The sequence below is a fragment of the Venenivibrio stagnispumantis genome, assembly GCF_900182795.1.
Lineage (GTDB): Bacteria > Aquificota > Aquificia > Aquificales > Hydrogenothermaceae > Venenivibrio > Venenivibrio stagnispumantis.
In genome coordinates this window covers 37342-61495 of the sequence record NZ_FXTX01000001.1, presented here as the reverse complement: position 1 = coordinate 61495, position 24154 = coordinate 37342, and the positions used below count along the sequence as shown (strand labels likewise).

Sequence of the window (24154 nt, the reverse complement as noted above, 5' to 3'; positions counted from 1 at the left end):
AGCTTATAAAAAAGCAAAGAAAAGAAAAATGATTTTTGTTAGGTTTTTTAGTAGAAAAGATTATAAATTTCAAATATTTCATAAATGTAATCTTTTGCAGATTTAAATCCTCTACCTATGTTAAATCCAATAGAAAGATGGTCTTGCTTAAATATATGCCCTCCTATCCCTGCCCCAAAATTATATCCTATACCATATTTATTATTATACGATGCCGTTAAATGTCCAAAAGGTCTAACTACCCTTGTATAACCTAATCTATTAACTTCTCCAATTATAATTCCAGCTCCATATTCATAAAATGTTTGTGGCAAAAATTGTGTATTTAAATAAGGTGATAATTGATTTATAATGCAATCTCGGCAATTTTTCTCATCATAAATACCATAACTAAAATAATTTCTTAATGTAATATCCGGATAACCACGTCTTAAATAGTAAGCATACTCTAAGTATAAATTTTTACCACTACCTAATAATTTTTTATCTTGGGAGTAAAATCTTTGATATGCTAAACTTCCGTATACTGTATTTTTAGAAGTTAAATTATTAGTAATTGATAATTTATATTCTTCCTTAAATCCACCTATTAATAGATAAGTAGTTTCATCAGCTTTTTTTCCATAATTATACGATAGACCTAACATTGAGTTATTAAGAATATAATAATCAAATCCAAAACCATAAATAGCCATAGATTTTAAAGAATCAATTAAACCGAGTGAAAAATATATTTTTGAGTTTAAATCTAATCTTTTTATAAATTCTATATCTAATCTTTTTGCCAAGGAAGGGAGGTTTATAAGTGTGTTTTTATTTGAAGATTTAAAATAATACCAATCTAAATTTAAATCAATATAAAAAGATTTAGCTATATGCTGATATAAATTAATATTGGTATTTGATGTATCTAATACATCTCTTCTTTGAAATGTTTGTATAAGTGTAAGATTATTACTATTTTCTTTTATTAAATCTAAATATTGTTTATATAACTGATAATCTTCTGACCTTTGGGAAGGTAATTTTATTTTAGATTGGGTTTCTTCTTCAAGTCCTTCATAAGCAAGTTCAAAAGCTTCTTGAATATTTCCGACTCTTCTTGCTGCTTCTACTCTATCCCTTGTTGGTAATGAATTTATATATTTATAAAGTAAATCTTCCATCATATCTTTATCATTAAAAGTTAAAGCAACATTAAGAAGCATCCAGGGCTGGCTATAACTATACTTTCTCATCAAATAATTCGCTCTTTCTTGCTCATTATTTTGCAAATAATATAAAATTTCTAAATCTTTTCTTTCCTGTTCTTCTAATTTATCTTTGTATTTTATAAATAATTTTTTAAACTCTTCCGGTGTTTTGTAATATATAGATAATCTAAGATATGTTGATATATTTTCTCTTTTTTCAAAAAAATCTTTTTCTTTATTCAATTTTTCAATAATCAAGGTATAAGCTTGCTTTCTTATATTTTCTGCTTCTTCATCTCTACCGGCTGCTTGTAAGATATCTGCATAAAGAGATAGTAAATCCGGTGTTGCACCTTTAAATTTTATATATTCCTTCAAATATGCAACTGCAACATTATATTTCTGTTTTTGAAAATATGCAGAAGCATAAACTAAAGCCAAATTTTTATTCTTAGCAACATCATTTTCAAAAGCTTTTAAATAATAATCCAAATCTTTATCTTTTATTTCCATTAAGAGCCATAATAAACTTTCTTTAACGGATAAACTACTTGTCTTAGCAATCAAATATAGATAAATATCCTTAGTTTTTTCATAATCTTTCAAAGTGTAGTATAAATTTGCAAGAGAAAGATAAAAAATCATATCATTTTTTAAAGTAATATCATCTTTTGTTTTTTCGGCAAAAGCTAATGCCTTTTCATACTGTTTTGTTTCCATTAAAAAATTGATATATAAAATTGCATAATAAGGTTTTTTAAATTTTTCCCACCCTTTTAATAATATTTCTTCTTTTTCTTTATTATCCTTAGAATATAAATATATTCTTTCTATATCTACATCTCTGAATTTATCTATCTTATAAAGATGTTTTGAGGCTTCATATGCTGTTTCATAATCTTTTATAAAAACAGCCATATCACTTAATGTTTTCCAGTAATCTAAATTATTATCTTTTGCTTTTGGCATTGCTATTTTCAATATATTTAATGCTTTTTTATACTCTTTTTGAACAAAATATATATCAGAAGCAAGCATAGCAAAATCATCATCAACAAATCCAAGATAATTTTCTTCTTCTATTTTATTTAAAATTAGATTTGCATTTTTAATATCTTCTAATCCGTAATATATCTTAAAAAGAGCCTTTAATATATTGAATTTTTGCTGTTTATCATCAATTTTTTGATAAATATTATTTAAAAAATCTATTGTTTCATTAATATTGCCAAGTATTTCTGTATTTATATAAACAAATTCATCTAATTTTTTCAGGTTGCCTCTTTCTATATCTTTTTTTAGAATTTCAGAAATAGTGAAATAATCTCCTTTGTATATAGATAGAGAATATACAGTTTTTTCTAAATCTTTTATATCTTTTACCTTTTTTCTAAATAAAAATATTGCAGATTCGTAAGCATCATCTAAATGCTGTGTCCAAAGGGAAACCATAAAAAGATTTTTTCTCCAATATATGCTATCAGGAAATTTTTCTACTGCAAATTTAGCTAATTTATATGCATTTTCTAAATCTCTTGTTTGTAAAAATATTTGAAAAGAAAGTTTTAATAAATTTTCATCTATCGGAAGTTTTATATTTTCTTCAGTTTTTTTTATTTCTTTGAAAGATGGATTATTTTTTATATCTTCGGCATATATACTACAATTTAAAATTGCCATTAATAATAGAGTATATTTAATATTCTTCATTTTCATTTTAATGCCCCTACGCTCTTTCCATACATTATAGCAAGTTCTTTTGCATATTCTAATTTACCAGTTGCAATATAAAGTTTCATCAAAAATTCAAAATCGGCTTTATTGTGAATTAATAATTTTTCATTTCTTTTTGCCAATTCTGCTGCATCTGATAACATATTTCCTGATTGTAATGTTTTTATAGCTTTTATTATATATATTTTTCTTTTTGTAATATCTTTTTCGGCTAATTGTAAGTATATATTTGATGCTTCTTTATACTCCTTTTTTGCAATATATATTTTTGCAAGATTTTCATAATAAGTGATATTTGTCGGTTCAATTGATATTAATGCTTTTAGAGCTTTTAAAGCTTCGTCAAAATTAGATGTGGCTAATGCTTGTTTATAAACATTTTCAAGCCATATTTTTGCATTTTTAAAATCTTTTTCTTTTAAATACAATATTGCTAATTCTTTTGCAAAGAATAATGCTTTATCTGGCATTGCTAGTGATAAATAATCTTTATAAAGCTCTGCTAATCTTATTTTATCATCTTTAAATCCTTCTAATAAATTTTCAGCCATATTTGATAATATCAATCTATATTTTTGATTATTTGTTGCATAATATAAATTTTTATTTAATATGAATCTTAATAATACAGCTTTTGATGAAATATCTTCCTTAGGATAATTTCCCATCTTTTCTATTAAATCGTTTGCTTTATTGTAATCTCCTTTTCTTATGTAAAGTTCTAATAATCTTTCCCATATTGATATATCAGCAGGATTTGTTTTTTGTATCTTTTCAAGATAAGTTATTGTTAAATCTATATTGCTTTCTTCTTTTTGTACTAATTCTAATATTTTATCTGCCGGATATAATAAATATAAGATTATGATAAATATTACAAATAAAGCAACTATTTCCCTATATAAAATTACCGGCTCACTTTTTGGAACATTGTACATTTAGATTAACCTCTTTCTCTTCTGAGTTTATGATGAGTTCATCATTTATATTTTTTATATTTATATATTTATCTGATTTAATAACGCAATTTTTTGCATTTGAAAATATAACTTCAACCGGTAAATATCCTTTTAATTTTAAATAAAATCCATCTTTATTTTTTTCAAATTTTTCTATCATTGCATTGCTTTCTTTTAAATAAATATTATTCTCCGGTTTATCTTTTAAAACCAAATAATATTTATCACCATTTGATAAATGTATATATCTTTCATTATTGTAATCATTAAAACCTATTATTCCTACGCTTTCAGTAATTGAAGGATAACCTTTTGATTTTGGTATTTTTATTGTTCTTAATTTTCCATCAGTTTTGATTAACCAATTACCTTCTAAATCCTGTGCCAATACGGTATTGTAAAAATCTAAAGCTCTTTCTATCCATTGGGAAGCAAACATAGGAGTGATTTTTTGTGATAAAACATAATCATATACTTCTTTCAATGCTTTTAATGATGATAACTTTGAACCGGAATAAAAATGATAATAAACATTAATAGGTTTAATTCTTCTTGGTTTATCTGTTAATTTAAATGTTTGAATTACATTTACAAATCCGTGAAAATTGCTTGTCCACAGATTTGTATAAACATTTTCATTTTGATTTGGTGCATATATCTGATAATAATCTCCTTTTTTGACACCTATTGGATAGTTTTGAGCTAAATAAGGTTTTAGATTTGTCATTGTAGAACCGCCACCGTTCATATTCAAAAGACCTATTTGATAAGTAAGCTTTAAAGCATTTTCTGACGGATTACAATCACCTGTCCATAGGAACACTTTAACTTTTTTATCTTCCGGAGCCAATTTATTATTTATATATTCTGTAGAACCAATTATCTCTCTTTCTAAGGAAAATTTATAACCCGGTATATTCAGGTTATAACCTTCTTTTTCTCCTTCTACCTCCAAATTTTGCCATTTAAATGGATGGGAAAAAGAATGGTTTGCAATCTCTATATTTGGCATAGCAAATATCTCTTTTGCTATTTTTTCAAGTTTTTCAGATTCTTGAGGTCTAATTCCGTAAGGTGCTATCTCTCCTTCTATGATAGATACGGTAATAGGTATATCATATTTTTCAAAGATTTCTTCTTTTATTATTTGACTTGCATATTTAGATGGATTAAATACTGCTTTTTCTATAAAACCATCTCCATCTATATGTGAAAAAAATATTCTTCTTCCATTTTCTGTCGTTATATCAGGCGCCGGAATATCTTCCAATCTTAAAGCTTCTTTTATAAAAATAAATGGGTCTATAATAAATAGTTCATTCGGAGAAGAAATTAAAAAATTTTCTGAAAGTGCATATCCACCCCATTTTGTTATGGCAACAGGAATATGGATTTGATTAATACTATTTTCAAGCTCTATAACCGGTTTTCCTTCTTTTATAGAAAATAAAGTATCCGTATAGCTTGTATCTATCGGTGCTTCAAAACCTGTATATTTTTCTGCTTTTTTTATTTTAAAATCTTTTTTATCCTGATTTTGTGATATTTCTATTCCAAGTTGTTTCATATTATCTTCTGTTATATCAAATCCAAAATAATTTAAAAATAAAACTTTATTACCTTCATCTATTCTTTTTTTTATCCATTGAAAAAAATTTTCATTTTTGAAAGAACTACTTTCAGGAATTACAATTATTCCTGCATATCTATCTAAGGTCTTTTCCGGAAGGTTCTCTTTATCAGGATTTACTCCTTCTATCATATATCCCATAAATTCAAGTGCAATAGGTATAAGTCTGTAAGCAACTGTTTTGGAAAAATCCTTAGATGCTTCATCATTATAAATTACTAAAATTTTTCTTGGTTTATATATACAATTTCCTATACCTATGGTTTCAAGATTTATATCTGCCACATACGGAATAAATCCGAGGGATTTTATTTTTTTAGCATATTCTATGGCTTTTTGTTTATTATCGGTATAATCTATAACTATAATCTTTGCATTTATTACTTGTTTTACATAATTTAATTTATCAAGTAGCCATTTTGTATCAGAAAAAGAAGCATCTTTATATTTTTGATTTTTAAAATCGTAAGAACTAAATAATCCTTCTGCAACAACAAAATCAATAATACCATTAAAAGAGTTATCTATAAATTCAAATCCTCTATTGGTAAATATTTTTATATCAGGATATTTATATTTAACTTGTTTTACAAAATTTCCAATAGAAGTTGCATAAATATTCCATTTATCTTGTTTTACAACTTGCTGATAACTATCTAAGGTATCAAAAAATATAGCTCTATATCCTTTTTGATATAAATTATCAACTAATTTCATCAGAAAAGCTATATAATCTTGATTAGATACATCTGCTATATAACTTTTCCAAACTTTATTTTCACCTATAATCCATTCTTTTTTTATATTCTTGTAATAATTTCTATAAGGCTCTATTTCTCCTACTGATAAATAAGCAACATATTTTTTTTCTGCTTTATTTACAACATCCGGATCAACTACTATATAATCAAAAAGTTTTACTGCTTCTGGAGGAGGTTTATCCTTATAATAGAATAAAACACCACAATTTAAATTTTCATTTGCAAAACTTACACCATAAATAAAAAGAAATATAAATAATAATTTACTGTAAAGAAAACGTTTCATACTCAATATCATCTATATTCCTCCTTAATATAATAAGAGATACAATAAAAGAGATAAGTAAAGATAAAGCAAATCCATAACCGTAAAACATATATCCGGCTTTAATAGAAAGATAAGAAAAAATTCCATTTAAACAAAAGAATAATAAAGTTAAAAACAAACTTTCTCTTTTTCTATCAATATAAAAAAGTATAGCAAGAATAGCCATAAATGCTAATTGCAATTGAACACCTACTAAATCAATGTAAAATAATGGTAAATATAATAAAGGAATATTAAGTACCTTGAATATATCTTTTGAGAAGATATAAATTAAAATATTAAATATTCCTTGGGTAATGATAGTTTCTTTTATTGCTATACGAATAGTTTCAATCATATCATTTTTATATGTTATAATTTGCTCAAAAGTTCCATCTGTCCTAATGGCATTAAATAAATTATCATATTTTTCCGCAAAATCTGCCTCTAATCTATAAAAGAATATAGCCATTCCAGGAACTATTGACAGATACGCTAAGAAAATCGGTAAATCATAAACAATAGAAGCATTAAGTTTGCCTATTACATTATAATTTGTTTCCGGATGTATCCAAAATATAAATTTATCAATCCAAATACCGAGATTATAAAAAAGTCCAGCACCGGCAATAGAAAAATATATTCTATGTTTTTTATTTAATAAAAAATCAAGTTCAAATAATTTATCAGATTCATAATGTTTAACAATAAGATAAACTATAGAGAAAAATATAAAGCTATTACCTAAGAAAAAAGAAAACAAATATCCATCTAATCCAAATTTTCTAATTAAATAACTCAAAATTATAACAATTAGATATCCTATTGCAAAGAAAGAAACTATTTTTTTATATTCTTTCAGCCCAAGTAATAAAGAGTTAGAAAGCCAGATACCACATAATACAAGAAAAGAAGAAATAAAAAGAATTTTAAACAAATTACTCTGCTGGGGGAAAATCCATAATGATAAAGGAATAAAAACTAAAAGACCTACTAAAAAAGTTATAAACAAAACACCAAAATAATTAGGCAAAACCCTTTTATAATCTTTTTCAAAAAGTCTATCTGCAATATATCTTGTAAAAGATAGCTGAAAAAACCCTGTAAAAATCAAACTAAAAGCAATGAGATAAGTTATAACTACCTGAAATTGAACTATATCTGTATATTTTTTTGTAATATATATATTAACAATTCCAATAAAAACAATACTTAATATAGAAATAATCCAACTACCGGAAGATAAAACAGCAGAGTATCCGTAAACTTTGAGAATAGAAAGTAAACTGTTTTCCTTTAAGATTTTTCTAAGTTCAAAGCCTATTCCTGCCATCTTAATGCCTCATCATATACTCTTCTATAATTTTGGAAAAATAGTTCTTGAGAATAATATTTTTTTACCCTTTCCAATGCAGCTTTCTGACAGGCTTTCCATAAATTTTCATCAGTTAATAATTTTATATATTTATCTGCAAGTTCTGTAGGGTTTGCTATGGATGTTACAAATCCTGCCTGTCCTATTTCCTTATCTTCTTCATCTAAGGAGCCATATATTAAATCTTTACATGAACCTACATCAGTAGCTACAACCGGTGTCCCTGTTGCAAATGCTTCCAATATTACCAGTGGCATACCTTCACTGATAGATGTCAAAGTTAATATTTTTGTTTTAGGCAGTATTTCATCTATTTTTTGAAATCCAAGAAATTTTACATTATCTTCCAAAGATAACATCTTAACCATATCTCTGCATTCTTGCGCATACTCCTTATCTTCGTCTTCAGGTCCTACTATCCATCCTTGAACATCAGGAATTTTATCTACAACTATTCTAATAGCTCTTATAAAAGTTTTAATATCTTTTATAGGCACAACTCTGCCTATAAGTGAAATTGTTTTTAAATTTTTATATTTCTCTTTTTCAGGAACGAGTTTTATATATCTTTCTATATCAACACCATTTGGTATAACTTCTGTTTTTTCGGCTTTTGCTCCATAACTGATCTGTATCTGTCTTGCCCCTTCAAATAAAGATAAGATTTTATCTGCTCCTTCATAACAAAAATAGTTTATACCTTCAAAAAACTTTACCCACATATTTTTGATATAATTTTCTTCAATAGAACCTTTTAATAAATACGGTTTATGTTCTTTTACCCACTCAGCAGTAAGTAAATCTATTTTCCTTTCCCTTGTATAAATTCCATGTTCTGTAAGTATAAAAGGTTTTTTAAAACTAAATTTTAGCAAAGACCCCAAAAATCCAGCATAACCTGTTGAAGGACTATGGTATATTTTTGCAATATTTAAATTTTCTGCAATTTTCGTAATTTTCCAAATAGGATAATGTATATTCCTGACTGTCCAGAAATAATCAATAAATGGCAAATCGGGACAATGTTTCATATATTCATTTACAATTCTTTCAAAAGAAAGTTTGCTATATAAAAATTGAGGAAAATCAACCTCTTTATTGTAAAAATCTAAATTTTTCAAATATTTCGGTAATTCTTTCTTTTCTTTAAAAAAATTATGAAGTTCTTCTACTTTCTTAAAAGATTTTTTATTCCCTTTAAGCTTTCTTATCACAGGTTTATCAAAATTATCAAATAGATAATGGACTTCTAAATGTAATAAATTATCAGGAAGCTTATAGCCTATCTCACCATAATCTTCCTTTCTACTTCCCAAAAAAACCACACCAAATGTAAAATCTTTTAAACCGGATATTAGTTGATGTATCCAAGAAGATACTCCACCTTTTATATAAGGATATGTTCCTTCTGCCAATATCAAAATATCTACATTATCAGCTTTTCTTATATAGCTCATTATTTATTCCCATACTTCTAATATCGGATATAATTTAAAATCATATTTAGCAATATCCTTAATCTCTTGTAGAATTTCTTTTAATCTTTTGTATTCTTTTTTATAGAAATAAATTTCAGCTATATAAGGATAAACTTTTTCTTTGGGATATTTATATTTAATTGCTTCCAAAAATTTATTTAAAGCCTGTTCTAAAATTATTTTTTTTAAAAACTCTTTTTCTTTGTAAATTTCGAGTAAAACTCTTCCTTCTAAAAAGAATATTTCTGCATCTTCAAGACCAAATTTTTTGCTCTCTTCTATGTAATATTTTACCTTTTCAAGTAAAAATTTTTCTATCTCTTTGTCAGCTATTTCAAGATAAACTAATTCCCAATATAATTTGGCCAAATCTTTATAAATATAAGCTTTTTCTAAATTATCTAACTTTTTTTCTAATATATCTAATTTCTCTTTAATTTCTCTATTAATCTTTGTTTCAATTTTATTTATAATACCAAAACTCATCAATCTAATTTCGTCATCTTTTTCAGAAAGTAATGTTTTTATTACTTGAATAGCTTCTTTTGATTTAAATTCAGATAAAAGAGATACTAATTTTAGTTTTGTAGCTTTTTGAGTTTTTCCTGTTAAAACTTCTATAATTGCAGACTCTCCGAATTGTCTTTTTACAGAAGGAAACTCAAAAATTTCTGAATAAGAAAATTTATCTAAAAATTTTTCTTCTGGTTTTTCCTGGTGTCTAAGTAACCACAAAACGATGAAAATAAAGAATATATATCCAACTAACAATGTAGCAATTTGAATTAATGTTACAAAAAATATAAAAAATATCTTATTGTTTCTAATCTTAAATTTTATAGGGATTAGGGGATAAAGAACCAAACTGAGTATAAAACTTGCTAAACTATGGAAAGTATAAAAAACTATTATCCCATATAAATTATTCATTAATAAAAAAGCTATTGCAGACATTTCTAATAATAAGGAAATAGATAATTTTTTATAATTCATAATTAATATTTCCATATTTTATTTATATTTTTCTCTTCTAATTTAATAATTTTGCTATAAAATAATTCTATATTCAATTCTTGATATAATTTTTCTTTCATCCTTTCTTGAAAAGCTTTTGCACCTGATAAAGGCACAAAAGGTAATAAAACAATGGCAATATCTCCTTGTTTGCAAACCATATCTACGGTCCTTATATTATTCTCTATAAATTCAAAAAATTCTTCTTTATCTATATTAAACTTTTCATAATATTTAAACATTACTAAATGGGTTTCTATACCAAAATCTTTTTGTAATTTGGTTAATCTATCAACTTCATACATAAACTCCGGCTCACATAAACTAATATCTCTATATTTTTCTACGGATTTTTTATATGTTAAGAAATCTGCAAATAAAGAAATTATTATAGATATAACCATTATATTTTCCTTATTAAAATTTAAAAAAGGCATTTCTTTTATTATGAATAATCCTGTTATTTCGTTTTCCATATTTATAGCCGGTATAACGGCAAGATATTCTTCACCAAGCTCTTCCTTATTTATATTTTCTGCAATATATACGGCTCTTTTTTCTTCTATGGCAGTTTTTATCATCTCATCATCTTGATTTATACTAAATTTTTCTCCAATATAAGCTAATATTTGATTATCTTTTAAAAATAATGCTTGTTTAACATCAAATAACTTAACAATTATTTTCATGACTTCTTCTGCAGCTTCTTTTTCATTTTGTAAAGTAAGATTTTTTATATCATATAAAATAGCCCTTAAACTAACCGGTTTTAAAATATAACTTTTTTCAAGTTGGTCGTGGGACAATTTTAAAGAATAAAAAGCATTTCTAAGTTGGTTAATTTTAGATTCTATATATTTATTTTCTTCTTTTAGTCTTTTAAAACTTTTTTTATAAAAGAAATTAAATTCACCGGCAATTAATACAACCACCAAATTTTCTAAAAAATAATATATTGGAAATGGATGATAGTAATAATACATAAAAACAGCAAATAAAAATATAATTAATAACCCTATTGCTAAACCATAAAAAAGAGTTAAAGTTAATAAAAATATAAGAAGGAAGTTTATTTCTTGCTTTATTAAAAAAGGGTCTGTCTTATTGTAAAAATATCCTATACCAAAATATATTATACTAAATAAAATTACCTCAAAAAGGATACCTATTGTAAATAAATCTGTTTCAACTCTAAAAAATCTTTTTAACATCAAAAATTCCTAAATAATTCATTTATCAATTTTTGTCCAATAGTAGTAATAGACTCATGTCCCCAGCCAGTTTTAGAACCAACAGCAGACCACACTACTTTATCTGATTTTAAATCAATAAGATTAAGAGAAATATTTACAGCCGGCTCTCCATCTATTCCTGTTTTATATCTAAACTCATTAACTTCTCCGATTAAAATATAATCACCATTACTTTTTGCTAACTCTTTATATCTGTCTATATCAATATTTTCATCATCCTTTGTTTCTATATAAACAACATCATAACCTTTTGTTTGTAAAATATTTCTAATAATACTTGATACTCTTTTACCGGCATAGATAGTTTCCGTATTATTTTTTAATGGCAAAATAACAATTTTTTTATCTTTTTCTAATTTTGTATTTTGAATATTTGTAACTGTAGAGCAAGACAATAAGAAGAATGCTGATATAATTAAGATTGCAAATTTTCTCATTTTATTAACCCCTTTTTAAATTGTTTATTAAAATCAATTATTTTCTATTCTCTCCATTTGATAGAACAACCCATAGATGGATATGGAACAGGAGAGATTGGTTTTCCTTCTGCCAAATTTGTTATTGCTTCTTTTAATTCTTCTTTTGTAACTTTTGATTCATCTTGCCAGTTGTCATCTATTCTTCCATGATATACAAGTTTATGGTCTTTATCAAAAAGATATATATCCGGTGTGCATTGTGCTTTAAATGCCTTTGCTACCTCTTGGGTTTCATCTACAAGATATGGAAAATCTATTCCCCATTCTTTAATTTTTTCTATCATTTTTTCCGGTGCATCTTCCGGATAATCAGGATGGATATTCGGATTTATAACTACGGTATTTATTCCCAGCTCTCTTGCATACCTTGCAATTTTTATAACCCTTGGCCAAACTGCTAAAGCATAAGGACAATGATTACAACTAAAAATCACAAGCAAACCTTTTTCACCATAAAGCTCATCACTAAAATATTCTTTGCCAAAAGGGTCTTTTAATCTAAATTTTGGCATTTCTGTTCCAAGTGGTATATCAATTGAATACATCAAAGCCATTTTTTTATACCTCCTATCTGAGATTGTAAAATTTCATATCTTCAATCAATTTATCTATCTGTATTTGTCCCGAAGCAAAAGCCTCACCTAAAAATGAGTATGTTATTAAACTTCCAAAAACAAAACCTGCCAATCTACTTATTTTTCCATAATCTCCCATTGCTATTGCAACTATATTTTTATCTTTATTTTGGTTTGTGATACACAATATTTTAGCCACATCTTCAAAGCTATTTGCTTTAAATGCAAATTTTATAATATCTGCACCTAAGTTATAAGCTTGATTTATTATTTGCTGTATATTATCAGGAGTTTTTTCAAAATCATGATAAGATATAAGGGCATATTTACCATTTTCTTTCGCAAGCTTTATAACTTTTTCCCTTATATCAAAAGATGTTAATTCTATATCAATTATATCGGTATATTTTACAATCTCTTTAAAAATTTCATATCTATTTTGGATAAATTTACCGCCTTCTTTTTCAGACCTTATTGTAGATATTGATTTTAAATCTTTAGCTTTTATATATTTTAATATATTGATTATCTCTTCTATATTAATTTTGTTAAACTGGTCTATCCGAAGTTCTATAATATCTGCACCTTTCTCTTTTGCTATATCTATATTTTTATAAATATTTTCATCATTTAAAGGTATTGCAATTAAAGGTTTTTGTTCAAACATAGTTTTACCTCGGTTATAAATTTTCTAATTAATATTTTAACTTAAGATTTTTAAAAAGTTATCTATCAACTCTTTTATAGATAAAGAAAATGCCGATGACGGATTTCTTTTGATTGCCGGTTCACATTTACCTTCCGATTCTGTTACTACAATATCAGAAGGTACAAAAGCTATTATCCGATTACTTGATTTATGTTTTATGGCTAAACTAAATTCTTCTGCTATTTCAGTTGCTTCTACTTTATTAACTATTACATAAAAATTTTCAAGATTATTTTCTTTTAAAAATTCTAAAAATAGATAAAAAGAAGCATAAGAAGCAGGATCCGGATTAACTACTATAAAGAAATAATCAGAATTCTTTAATAAAGCTTCATTTTGTTTAGAGATTCTTGGAGGAGTATCAAATAAAACAAAATCAAACGATAATTCTTTTATCTGATTAATAACTTCTTTAAAGCTTTCAGAATCGAAAAGTTCTTCATATTTTTCAGTATATCTTAAACTTTTTAATCCGGTTGGTATTATAAAAAAATTATTATTATCCAAATAAGGTTTGATAATAACATCTTTTAAAGCAACATCTCCAAATAATACTTCAGAAAAACCTTTGCTGAAATCTGTACATAAAAAAGATGATATACTGTTTTGAGGATCTGAATCTATAAGTAAAACTTTATATTTTGTTGATAATCCATATGCAATATTTAAAGCTACTGTAGATTTTCCTACACCTCCTTTTAAAGAAGCTACTGTTATAATCATTTTATTATTTCCTTCTCATATTTTTGTAAATCCTGTCTATTTAATCTATTTTTCTGGTCAAAATAATAATTAATTCCCATCATATAAAAAAGTTCAGAGTAAGATGCTGTTTTTCTCAAATCTAAACCTCCATATGCAGATATCCTGCTGGTTAATAGCTTTTCAATTGCAAAAAATCCATCAAATGCAAAGGTATTTTCTGTATATTTGGAAGTTTTTATACTCAATAATCCGGCCATTATTTTTGCCATTAAGCCGAAAGAGCTATCCTTAGAAAAATAGTATCCTTCATACATAGGAGCTAACATAAGATAACTTTTAGGAGAAAAATATCCTCCTTCTCCATAATAAAAAGAATCTTCATCTTTCTTATAAGACATAAATTGTGTATATAAGCCAACATAATCTTTTGTTAAAATATTTTCTCCTATATATATTTTTGGTAAAAGTATGACATCTATCTTATCATTCTTATTTGTATTTTCACCTTCCAATTTACCATATCTTAAACTAGAAAATATCAAACTATCATTTTTATCAAGCATTCTTTCATAATTTACTCCTAATCTTGTTTCTGTAACTCTACCCCAAGAATTGTTAGAATGTGGATCCTGTGCTCCTACATAAGATAAAAGTGTATTTTTTTCACTATATCTTCCAGCTTCAACAGTTATTTTATTATCATCTAATACTTTTCCTATTTCAAAATTACCAAGGAATGTTGATTTTACTGCTGTATTTCCTATAGGAGAATATGAAAGCTCTGCCCGTAAGATATAATCTCTATTATATTTAATTCCTAAGAATGGTTCTAAACCGGAGGCAGAAGTATCCGTATCTCTTATAACAGGGTTATCTACGGTTCCAAATTTTGTATAGTCTGGTTTTCCACCTGAACTTATGAATGGATAATATGCACCGTAATATAAAGCTAAATCCGGTTTTAAAAAGTATTCACCTTTTACAAATGGAGAAAAAATTAGTAATTTTCCGGTTCCTATATCACCACTTTTATATCTAAATTTTCCACCAATAGATACATTTGATATATAATTTTGCTTGCTTTCTTCTATCATTTTTTTAACTTGCTCTATTTTTTTATTTATATCAGAATTTTCTTGTTTATCAATATATGCAACATCTTTTTCCGGAATATCTGAAGAATTATAATTTATTCTTTCATTTTTTTTTAAATCAAAATCTGTATCTATCTGTTGGATAAATGGGTTTGGTATTATTGTTTTAGGTTTTTCTATTGTTTTAGGCTGGGTTTGTATAACTTTTGTTTCTTCAGATTTAGGACTAAATTCTGTAACTCTTCCCTGATTTTTTAAAATTTTAGCATTTTCTAAAGTCTTCTCTGCTTTTTTATAATCTCCTATTGAAGCATAAATATTTGCTACATCTACTAAAATTTCCGGATTTGTGCTGTTTTCTAATTTTTGAAGAAGTTGTTTTAACTGCTCTTTCTTTCCAGTATTCAGATAAACATATGCAAGTCCTATGGCAATTTTTTCATCTCCGGATAAAGTATAAGATGTTTTAAAGTTATCTTCTGCACATTGATAATCTTTTAATTGATAAAAGCTCCATCCTACCATAGCTATTAAGTCAGAATCTTCCGGAAATAACAAAATTCCTTCTCTTGCTACTCTTAGAGCCATTTCATAATCTTTATTTTCATATAAATAAGTTGCATACTTTATATATAAAGCTTTATAAAATTTTTTTAACTCCCTTTGTTGTTCTAAAGATAATTTATTTATATCAATGTCTTCTAATATGGTTTTAATTTGTGCAAAAAGATTTAAATCTAATAAAGCATATAAAAATTTAATCTTTATATCAAAATTATCTTTAGCCAAGGAATAAGCTTTTGAGTAATAATTGAATGCTTCTTTTTTGTTTCCTTTCTTTTGATATATATCTCCAATTCCAATTAGAGCTAATGTATTATCCGGCTGGGTTTTTAATATATTTTCATATATTCTTTTAGCCTCATCTAAATTGCCTTGTTTTTTTAGTTCCTCAGCTTTATTTAGATAATAAATAGCGTAAATTTTTTCTTTATCTTCTACTTTTATTCCTTTTCTTTCTAATTTCTCAATAATTTCTATAGCTTTATCATAATTTCCTTCTTTTATATAAACCAATTTTAGACCTTGTAAAGCATAAATGTTATCCGGTTCTAATATTAGAATATTTTCATAAAAATCCTTGGCTTTTAGATAATTTCCTTGCTCTGTATATAAATTTCCAAAAGCAAGCAATACATTTATATTAGAAGGATATTTATTATATAATTCTTTTAATTTGGCTTCAGCTTCATCAAATTTTCTTTCCTTTATCAATTTATTTATATTTTCAATTTCTACATAAAGATAAATATCAGATAAATTTTTTAATCTTTCTTTTGGTAATGTTGAGATAACTTGGTTCAATTCTTCTTTTTTATTTAACCTATTTAATGTTATTATATAACCTTTTAAAATATCATCATTATCCGGATACCTATCATAAAGATTTTTAAATATTAAATAAGCTTTTTCATAATCTTTTGCATTTATGTATGCATATCCTATTCCGATGTCTGCTTTAATATCATATTTATATTCTTTTGCATTTTTAAATAAAGATATAGCTACTAAAGGTCGTGTTTCTATATTTGAATATCCTTGATTTATATAATATGCAAAACATGCATCATCCCTTAAATTTTTAGCATCTTTTCTTTTATTTAATTGATAAGCTTTTTCTAAATAGCTACAAGCACTTTTAAATTCGTTCTTTTTTAAATTAATTATTCCGAGTACAAAATAAGCATCAAAAGATTTAGGATTTTTTCTTAATAAATTTTGGGCTATATCTTCTGCTTTATCTAAATTTCCACTATTTAAATTTTCATATAAAAGTTCTACAGAATTTTTTTCCGGACTTTCTATTGATTTTTCTTTTTTTGATGTATTTGTTTGAATATTATCTATATTTTCTTTTGTTTCTTCTTTTTTGATAGGATATATTTTACTTTCCATAAATTCTAATATATCATCTTTCTGTTTTGGTTGAGTAATTTCTTTCTTATCAGAAGATGTAGATATTTGGTAATCTTGATTTTTAGGATAAACAATCCTTGATTTATCTATATTACATTCTCTTATAAAAGCATCTTTAAAACTGCTTTTCAACTCTTTCAATAAACTTGATGCTTCATTTCTATTTTTAAATGCTCCTATTAAAAGCTTAAAATATCCATCTATTTTTTCTATTCTTGCAAAAGGATAATTTTTTATATTTTCATATTTTGATAATAAATCTTTGCTAAGATTTGTTGAAGCACCAAGTTGTATACAAAATAAATTTTTTCCGGCTAAATCCTCTTCTACCTTTTTATCAGCTTTATAAACAGTTTTATCTTTTTGTTCTTTTTTTTCTGCTTTTGTTTTATCAATTCTTTCCTTTGCAAATGCTTTATCCTCTCTTTCTTTTTTTAATATTGGTTCAGATTTTTCTTCTTTTGTAATTTCTTTATAAAACTGTTCCTTTTTTGGTTCTTCTTTATTTTGTGCTGATTTTTCTACTGGTTTTTCTTCTTTTTTGGTTTGTTCTGATTTTTCAATAAATGAAGGTTTATCTTCCACTATATAAGAAATAATATTATATCTTCTAAGATAATCTCTTGCTCTTAAAAATTCATATATATCATCTTTTCCATCACATATAATAGCATCTTTTAATATAATGCAGTTATTAAAACCTATTCCTTGGAGTATTTTTAATTTTTCATTTATTTCTTTTTCAGATTTAACCGGTATCTTTAAATAAAAAGCAAAACTAAAATTAAACAGAAGCAATATCAACATTAAAAATTTAACAGCCATCATTTACCTCTTTTAAGCCCTTTTTCAATAAGATCAAGAGCTTCACAAAAATAATTGTTTTTATCTATCTCTTTATTCTTTTCGTAAATTTCTAAAAGTTTTTTATCATTATAAATAAAATAAAACCATCTGTATACACAATAAGGTGAATTTTCTTTTGTTTGAGGAGTTCCATCAAGGAAAAATTTAATTGGTATATAACCTTCTTTTTTATAAAATTCAATAACTTTCTGGAAAGTACCTGAGCTTCTTATTATATCCACATTTTCGTCAAGATATGCATATAATATTATTCTATAAGTATCAATATCTACATAATTTGTTACTTTGCAAATATTTTTACTAAATAAGGAGTAATCAACCGAGAAAGGAATATCTCTTATTGAGTAAATCCGGTTTAATGTATAGTTATATAACTTTTCCCATATCTCATCAGCTGTATAATTATAAAATTCATTAAAGATAAAAGGTATATAATAACTTGGTATTAATGTAATTGTTCCTTCATTTTCATGAATAAAACCATATTTTGCCGGTATTAATAAAATATTTTCATTATTATCCCACAAAATTGGCAAAATAAGCTGTTTTATTGCCGGCAAAATTTGATTAAATAAATTAATATATTTTTCATCTTTCCAAGTTTTATAAGCCATTAATAAAGAATATGCTATAAATAAATCTCCATCCAAGGCATTATTTTTATCTATAACTTTACCACCATTCCAATGCCAATTAAAAAGTTTATCTTCTCTTTGTAAATTATTTATACTCCAATTTAACATCTTGTCAAAAGTATATTTATCATTATTTAAAACTGCTATTAGCATTCCATATCCCTGAGCTTCTGAAGTAACCCTATAATTATTGTAAGGGTCAACTATATATTCATTATTTTTCATAAATTTAGCTTTAAAACTCTCCCAATCTGCCGATAATACAGGTTTAACTAAAAAGATAGCAATTATGCTAAATATTAGATACCTAAACTTCACCTTCTAATCTCCTTTTTTCCCTTATATCCAATATCTTCTTAAGGATTATTGCTATTAGTATAATAATTGCTACTGCTATTATGAAAAATACAACAGGAGAAGTGTATCCTATTCTATAAATTATATATTTAATAAAAGGTAAATTCCCTACAAAATATTTATCTCCTAAGGAACCACTATATATATCAAATTTTTCCCAATCTACAACAGATATATCCCCTTTTATTTTAGCTGAATATTTAGGCTCATATAATAATTGAATAGAGTTAAATAATGCATTATTGTCCCTTGAAATTATTAAAAATACTGTTTTATTTTCTGAAAAAGGAGATTTACCCATCGTAAATATAACTTCATTCTGCAGGCTATTTTTTTCTGATAAAACTGCCCTTAAATTTTCTAATTCTTCTAATTCCTCTTTACTCAAAAGTTTCCCTTCTATCTTTTCTCTTATCAACTCAAAAATTCTATATTTTAAGGTAATATTGTTTGAAGATACTTTTATCGGTGTATTTTCAAAAAATACAGGGTCAAAATTGTTTCCTATTAGAATTAAATTTTTATTTTTATTAACCCTTTGTATATCTGATGTTACAGATATATTATAAGGAGATACTGCAGTTTTCTCTCCTATATAAGCCATCAATGTAAACATTGCAGATAATGTTTCATCTTCAACATTTGATAAATATATCTGCGTATCTGATAAATCCGGATATATGCTAAATGGGAAAGCTTGCATTGTAAAATATTCCATATAAGGCATTTCTACCCAATGTGGTAAATCCGGTAGTTCTATATATGTTTCTCTTGAAAATACAGTTCCTTTTAATGCTTCTATATTTGGAGCTACACAAAATCCTTGATTTCTTGGCATTAATGCATACTGCACTGTTATTTTATTTTTTCCTGGTTTTAGCATATATACCGGAATGGATAGCTTTAAATCTTCCATTATAGTTCCATAATCTTTTTTTACTTTTATCTGTCTTAAAAATTTATCATTAACAAAAATATTTATTACCGAGTCATCTCTAACTCCAGGGCCATAATTGTAAAACAAATGGAATGTAAATTTTTCTTTTCCTGAAATAAATAAATCTACCGGAATTTCAAAATTTATATCTAAAGTTGGTGGGAAAAATCCATAAAATACTGTATCCTGATATCCTAAGCTTTTTAAATGAATTTTTTTATCTAAAGGAATTAAGTTAGGAGATTGATAAGGTTTGATATTGAAATTTTTAAACTCTTTTATGCTTATATTTTCTCCTATAAATGCTTCTGCATTTAAAGATATGAAAGTATTTATAACATTCTCAAGTTCATCTATAGATGGAGCATTTATAACTACAACTGCTTTTGAACTATCATACGGATTAGGAACTAAAAATATATTCGGGATAATATCATTGTTTATATTAAGTATCTGCTTAACATAATCTGTAGTTCCTATTATAAATGTATCTCTATCTTCCGGTATTTTAGATGTATAATTTATATTGATTTTTCTATATTTAATATACCTTCCTATATATCCTGCAACCTTAGCTCCAAAAGTTATCATTTTATCTGATTTATTTTGTGTCATTATTGCAAATTTTAAAGGATTATACTGTTTAATATCTAAAACATAATCTCTCAAAAAGATTATATTATTTTTTAATGGTTTTTCTTGATAATCTAATCTTAAATAGCTATAATCCCAATAAATTTTTGTCCAGAGCTCAGGACTTGCCTCATATTCACAACAGTTAACACAATAATGCTGTGAAGTTTTAATTTCCAATTGATTATAATCTTTTATTAATGAGATAGGAATCTTTATATCTTCAACCAATGTATCAATTCTCGGATCATATCTTTTTTGAAATACCAAAACTCCGTTAAAAAACACAGATATAAAACTTCTTTCAGGTACAAGAGCCTGAGACTTGCTCAACTCTAAATGTAATGTGGCTTCATTTATTATATATCTATCAGGAACCGGTATAGTTAGAGAGGCATATCCAGACATTCCTCTTAAAATATCAACATTAGGCAAAAAAGTATCTAAATAAACTATGTCGGTTTTTGCATAGCCATAACTAAATATTAGAAGGTTTAAAAATACAATAATCCTCTTTATTATAAGCTGCACAATTATCCTCCATTATTTTTATAGGTCTATCAAATATTAAGGAAAAAGTTTTAGAATAGAATTCAGAGAAGAAAAAACATACATTCTGTTTAGATTTTTCTTTTAGCATTAAAGCAAAAGGAGAATTATAATGTATAATATAAAAACTACTTTCTTTTTCTTTTATGGCTATTTTTACGGCTCCCAATTTATGATAATCCAAGAATTGATTTAATGTTATAACCATATTTTTTAAACTATCAATAGAAATAGAATAAGATTTCATACTCATAAATAAAGATTTATTTTTTTCAAAAAATAACTCTGCAGATTTTTCTGTTAAAACTCTAAAATCATCCATATCTCCTACTTTTAGAATGATTTCAAAAAAACTTCCTATCAATGAATTTTTATAAATTTCCTCATAAACAGAACCTTTTGGAATAAAGATTTCTTCTACCATGGAAGGTTTTTCAAATATTGATTTTTCTAAATTTTCTTCAAATTTCTTGCTAAATATGCCCATACCTTATCTCCTTGAGATTTTAAATTAATAAGAATATTGTAAAACAGTTTCTTTATTTCATTTATAAATTCTTTTGTTGCTAAAATATAAGCTCTTCTAAAATTTATTATCGCTATTTTAGTTAAAAATTTTAATGAATAAATAGGAGATGCTTCCTTATCAGGATCCCAGAATTGCCATATTGTACTATCCGAGTAAACAATTTCTACTAATTTTCTAAACGATTTTAAATCTTTTTCAACATTGAAGAAAGTAGCTCTTATATTTTTAGAATTGGCATTTACTACTTTCCCTTCTATTGTAAATAATATACCTCTTATATCTTTTATGGCAAATTTTATATAATTATCTCTTATTTCTGATAAATAATTTGTTAAATCTTGGTCTGCTTCAATCCATATGCCGGTTAAAGAGATATCTTTAATTTTTCCGGAAAAAGTTTTGTTATTTACATAAACAAAAGCAAAATCATCTGAAGGTATCCTATATGCCCTTCTTCTCTCAGGTTTTTCTAACATAGATATAATACCCAATGCAAGTATAAGAAAATTAAATGTTTGCCAGAATAATGTTATTAGGATAGTTCCTCTTTCATCCGGATATTCTATCCATCTATAAACGGCAAAAAAGAATGATAATACAGTAAGATTAAATAAAATATAAATAGGTTTATAAAAAGGATTTAAAAATTCCTCTTCTATGTTTTCACCTTTTGGAGTTACCTTAAAAGTAGGTTTTCTTGGATTGATAAAGACACTTAAAATTGCAGGTAAAATAAATAAGCTTTGCAATGCTTCATATAATTCTGAAAAGAAATTCCACCTTACCCGTGCATATAGATAATTTGATAATAATACAGATCCTATAAAATGAGGAATTGCATAAGCAAGAGATTCCTCCAAAGTTGCATCATATATTCTGGCTCCAAAAAACAGGTAAAAGGTTGGTGCGATTAAAAATATTGCCCTTGCAATTCCGAAAAACCAGAAAAAACTGGAATTTAAATATCCTATCTTTTGATACCATTTTAATCCTTTTTTTAATAATGGATTTTTTAATAAAAATATCTGCACCATTCCCTGTGCCCATCTTGACCTTTGAACAATAAATGATGAAAATGTTTCAGGCTGAAGACCATAAACCATCTTCTTTCCAAAATAAGCACTATCTAATCCTCTAGAATGAAGCTCAAGGGCTGTTTCTGCATCTTCAGTGATTGTTGTTCCTTGAACTCCACCAACCTCATTTAAATATTTCCTTCTGAGAATCGCTGCTGAGCCACAGAAAAATGAACATGACCAAAAATCAAGACCTTTTTGAATAAATTTATAAAACATATCATTTTCTGAAGGTACTTTTCTAAATAATTCTAAATTTTTTTCTATCGGGTCAGGATTTTGAAAGCTGTGCGGTGTTTGAACTAAAAACAGTTTTGGATATTTTAAGAAGAAACCTACCGTATTCCTTAAAAAATCTTGAGTAGGGATATGGTCACAATCTAATATAAGAATTAAATCTCCATCTGTTTTTTTTAAAGCTTCATTTATATTTCCGGCTTTTGCATGTAGATTTTTTTCTCTTGTAAGATAATAAATATTAGTATTAGCATTTTTAACAAATTCTTTTAAAGCATTTGCCCTTTCTATATTTTCTTTCCTTTTTTCCGGATCAGGGTCATTTAGCTTTTGAGTTGTACCACCATCATCTAATATATATACTTTAAATTTATCTTTTGGATAATCTAAAGATGATGCAGCAAGTGCCGTTATTTTTACAACATCCACAGGTTCATTATAAGTTGGAATAAATATATCTACAGTTGGGAGTTCTTCCGGTTTATACGAACGAATATCAATTCTATTTCTTTCTAAAAGCCTTAATGCTATAAATGCTCCCAAAACGGCTATTATTATAGAGTAAAACTCTGCAAAATATAAAAGCATAGAAAGGATAAAATTTAAAATATTATCTGTGTTTATAGTATTGAATGTTCTCCAATAAAAATACCTTAAAGTTATAAATAAAGTAGAAAAAATTACTATCAATTTTATATATTCGGTTCTATGTCTGAAAATAACAATTAAAACTCCAAAAAATAGAAGTGAAATGATAAGCTGGTTTAAAGTTTGCGTTGGAAGCGTAATAAAAAATCCATATATGAGAAGTAAAATAACTAAAGCTATTTTAGCAATTTTTTCATTATTTATTAAATTAACAACTAAATTATATATTACTTTCATTTTTTCTAAGCAAACTCAAAAATTTTGATATAGGATAGTCATCTTTACTTAATGATAAATCCTCAAGATTCCTTAAAAAATTTTGATTAACTCCTTCTTTTTCTAAAAATTCTATTATTTTCCATTTTTGTTTCAACTTTTCAAATTCTGCATCTATATAAAAAACCGGTGCTTCGGATATATTTTCCATAATTTCTCCTTTAAAA

Annotated in this window: 17 protein-coding genes; all 17 read right to left on the bottom strand. The window is 25.7% G+C overall.

What is annotated here, in order from left to right; genetic code table 11:
* Nucleotides 1-47: 47 nt before the first annotated feature.
* The 17 genes from QOR43_RS00280 to QOR43_RS00200 are packed head-to-tail and all read right to left on the bottom strand — an operon-like array spanning nt 48 to nt 24138.
* Complete coding sequence (locus tag QOR43_RS00280) at nt 48-2909, bottom strand: tetratricopeptide repeat protein (protein ID WP_283571391.1); 2862 nt, start codon at nt 2907-2909, stop codon at nt 48-50.
* Nucleotides 2906-3865: a tetratricopeptide repeat protein gene (locus QOR43_RS00275; protein ID WP_265133746.1), complete on the bottom strand. Its 960-nt coding sequence runs from the start codon at nt 3863-3865 to the stop codon at nt 2906-2908. Before QOR43_RS00275 ends, QOR43_RS00280 begins: the two co-directional genes overlap by 4 nt.
* Nucleotides 3843-6575: an endo alpha-1,4 polygalactosaminidase gene (locus QOR43_RS00270; protein WP_265133745.1), complete on the bottom strand. Its 2733-nt coding sequence runs from the start codon at nt 6573-6575 to the stop codon at nt 3843-3845. Before QOR43_RS00270 ends, QOR43_RS00275 begins: the two co-directional genes overlap by 23 nt.
* Nucleotides 6541-7917 (bottom strand): exopolysaccharide Pel transporter PelG, encoded by a 1377-nt coding sequence (pelG, locus tag QOR43_RS00265; protein WP_265133744.1) that lies wholly within the window; start codon nt 7915-7917, stop codon nt 6541-6543. The genes QOR43_RS00270 and pelG overlap by 35 nt, the downstream gene beginning before the upstream one ends.
* A complete protein-coding gene (pelF, locus tag QOR43_RS00260; protein ID WP_265133743.1) occupies nt 7905-9416 on the bottom strand; it encodes a GT4 family glycosyltransferase PelF in 1512 nt (503 codons plus the stop codon). The genes pelG and pelF overlap by 13 nt, the downstream gene beginning before the upstream one ends.
* A gap of 3 nt (nt 9417-9419) precedes the next feature.
* Nucleotides 9420-10445, bottom strand: coding sequence for a hypothetical protein (locus tag QOR43_RS00255; RefSeq protein WP_265133742.1), 1026 nt, complete (start codon nt 10443-10445; stop codon nt 9420-9422).
* Nucleotides 10433-11662, bottom strand: a complete 1230-nt coding sequence (locus QOR43_RS00250; RefSeq protein WP_265133741.1) for a hypothetical protein — start codon at nt 11660-11662, stop codon at nt 10433-10435. Before QOR43_RS00250 ends, QOR43_RS00255 begins: the two co-directional genes overlap by 13 nt.
* A complete protein-coding gene (locus tag QOR43_RS00245) occupies nt 11662-12141 on the bottom strand; it encodes a DUF4136 domain-containing protein (RefSeq protein WP_265133740.1) in 480 nt (159 codons plus the stop codon). Before QOR43_RS00245 ends, QOR43_RS00250 begins: the two co-directional genes overlap by 1 nt.
* Nucleotides 12142-12185: 44 nt before the next feature.
* Nucleotides 12186-12737, bottom strand: a complete 552-nt coding sequence (locus QOR43_RS00240; RefSeq protein WP_265133739.1) for a thioredoxin family protein — start codon at nt 12735-12737, stop codon at nt 12186-12188.
* Between the two features lie 13 nt (nt 12738-12750).
* Entirely contained in the window at nt 12751-13425 is a 675-nt protein-coding gene (gene aroD / locus QOR43_RS00235) for a type I 3-dehydroquinate dehydratase (RefSeq protein ID WP_265133738.1), read from the bottom strand.
* A gap of 36 nt (nt 13426-13461) precedes the next feature.
* Entirely contained in the window at nt 13462-14190 is a 729-nt protein-coding gene (locus QOR43_RS00230) for a ParA family protein (protein WP_265133737.1), read from the bottom strand.
* Nucleotides 14187-18068: a tetratricopeptide repeat protein gene (locus tag QOR43_RS00225; protein WP_265133736.1), complete on the bottom strand. Its 3882-nt coding sequence runs from the start codon at nt 18066-18068 to the stop codon at nt 14187-14189. The genes QOR43_RS00230 and QOR43_RS00225 overlap by 4 nt, the downstream gene beginning before the upstream one ends.
* Nucleotides 18068-19063, bottom strand: coding sequence for a glycosyl hydrolase family 8 (locus QOR43_RS00220; RefSeq protein ID WP_265133735.1), 996 nt, complete (start codon nt 19061-19063; stop codon nt 18068-18070). Before QOR43_RS00220 ends, QOR43_RS00225 begins: the two co-directional genes overlap by 1 nt.
* Nucleotides 19053-21203: a cellulose biosynthesis cyclic di-GMP-binding regulatory protein BcsB gene (locus tag QOR43_RS00215; RefSeq protein WP_265133734.1), complete on the bottom strand. Its 2151-nt coding sequence runs from the start codon at nt 21201-21203 to the stop codon at nt 19053-19055. The genes QOR43_RS00220 and QOR43_RS00215 overlap by 11 nt, the downstream gene beginning before the upstream one ends.
* Entirely contained in the window at nt 21151-21708 is a 558-nt protein-coding gene (locus tag QOR43_RS00210) for a hypothetical protein (RefSeq protein WP_265133733.1), read from the bottom strand. Before QOR43_RS00210 ends, QOR43_RS00215 begins: the two co-directional genes overlap by 53 nt.
* Nucleotides 21672-23948 (bottom strand): UDP-forming cellulose synthase catalytic subunit, encoded by a 2277-nt coding sequence (gene bcsA, locus QOR43_RS00205; RefSeq protein WP_265133732.1) that lies wholly within the window; start codon nt 23946-23948, stop codon nt 21672-21674. Before bcsA ends, QOR43_RS00210 begins: the two co-directional genes overlap by 37 nt.
* Nucleotides 23932-24138 carry a hypothetical protein gene (locus QOR43_RS00200; protein WP_265133731.1) on the bottom strand — a complete coding sequence of 69 codons (207 nt, stop codon included), beginning with the start codon at nt 24136-24138 and terminating at the stop codon, nt 23932-23934. The genes bcsA and QOR43_RS00200 overlap by 17 nt, the downstream gene beginning before the upstream one ends.
* Nucleotides 24139-24154 lie beyond the last annotated feature (16 nt).

Excerpts from the sequence above, each read along its gene's own strand:
- QOR43_RS00250 (WP_265133741.1), bottom strand. The coding sequence starts at position 11,662 with ATGTTAAAAAGATTTTTTAGAGTTGAAACAGATTTATTTACAATAGGT.
- QOR43_RS00210 (WP_265133733.1), bottom strand. The coding sequence starts at position 21,708 with ATGGGCATATTTAGCAAGAAATTTGAAGAAAATTTAGAAAAATCAATA.
- QOR43_RS00275 (WP_265133746.1), bottom strand. The coding sequence starts at position 3,865 with ATGTACAATGTTCCAAAAAGTGAGCCGGTAATTTTATATAGGGAAATA.
- pelF (WP_265133743.1), bottom strand. The coding sequence starts at position 9,416 with ATGAGCTATATAAGAAAAGCTGATAATGTAGATATTTTGATATTGGCA.
- aroD (WP_265133738.1), bottom strand. The coding sequence starts at position 13,425 with ATGTTTGAACAAAAACCTTTAATTGCAATACCTTTAAATGATGAAAAT.
- bcsA (WP_265133732.1), bottom strand. The coding sequence starts at position 23,948 with ATGAAAGTAATATATAATTTAGTTGTTAATTTAATAAATAATGAAAAA.
- QOR43_RS00255 (WP_265133742.1), bottom strand. The coding sequence starts at position 10,445 with ATGGAAATATTAATTATGAATTATAAAAAATTATCTATTTCCTTATTA.
- QOR43_RS00280 (WP_283571391.1), bottom strand. The coding sequence starts at position 2,909 with ATGAAAATGAAGAATATTAAATATACTCTATTATTAATGGCAATTTTA.
- QOR43_RS00200 (WP_265133731.1), bottom strand. The coding sequence starts at position 24,138 with ATGGAAAATATATCCGAAGCACCGGTTTTTTATATAGATGCAGAATTT.
- QOR43_RS00230 (WP_265133737.1), bottom strand. The coding sequence starts at position 14,190 with ATGATTATAACAGTAGCTTCTTTAAAAGGAGGTGTAGGAAAATCTACA.
- pelG (WP_265133744.1), bottom strand. The coding sequence starts at position 7,917 with ATGGCAGGAATAGGCTTTGAACTTAGAAAAATCTTAAAGGAAAACAGT.
- QOR43_RS00270 (WP_265133745.1), bottom strand. The coding sequence starts at position 6,575 with ATGATATTGAGTATGAAACGTTTTCTTTACAGTAAATTATTATTTATA.
- QOR43_RS00240 (WP_265133739.1), bottom strand. The coding sequence starts at position 12,737 with ATGGCTTTGATGTATTCAATTGATATACCACTTGGAACAGAAATGCCA.
- QOR43_RS00245 (WP_265133740.1), bottom strand. The coding sequence starts at position 12,141 with ATGAGAAAATTTGCAATCTTAATTATATCAGCATTCTTCTTATTGTCT.
- QOR43_RS00225 (WP_265133736.1), bottom strand. The coding sequence starts at position 18,068 with ATGGCTGTTAAATTTTTAATGTTGATATTGCTTCTGTTTAATTTTAGT.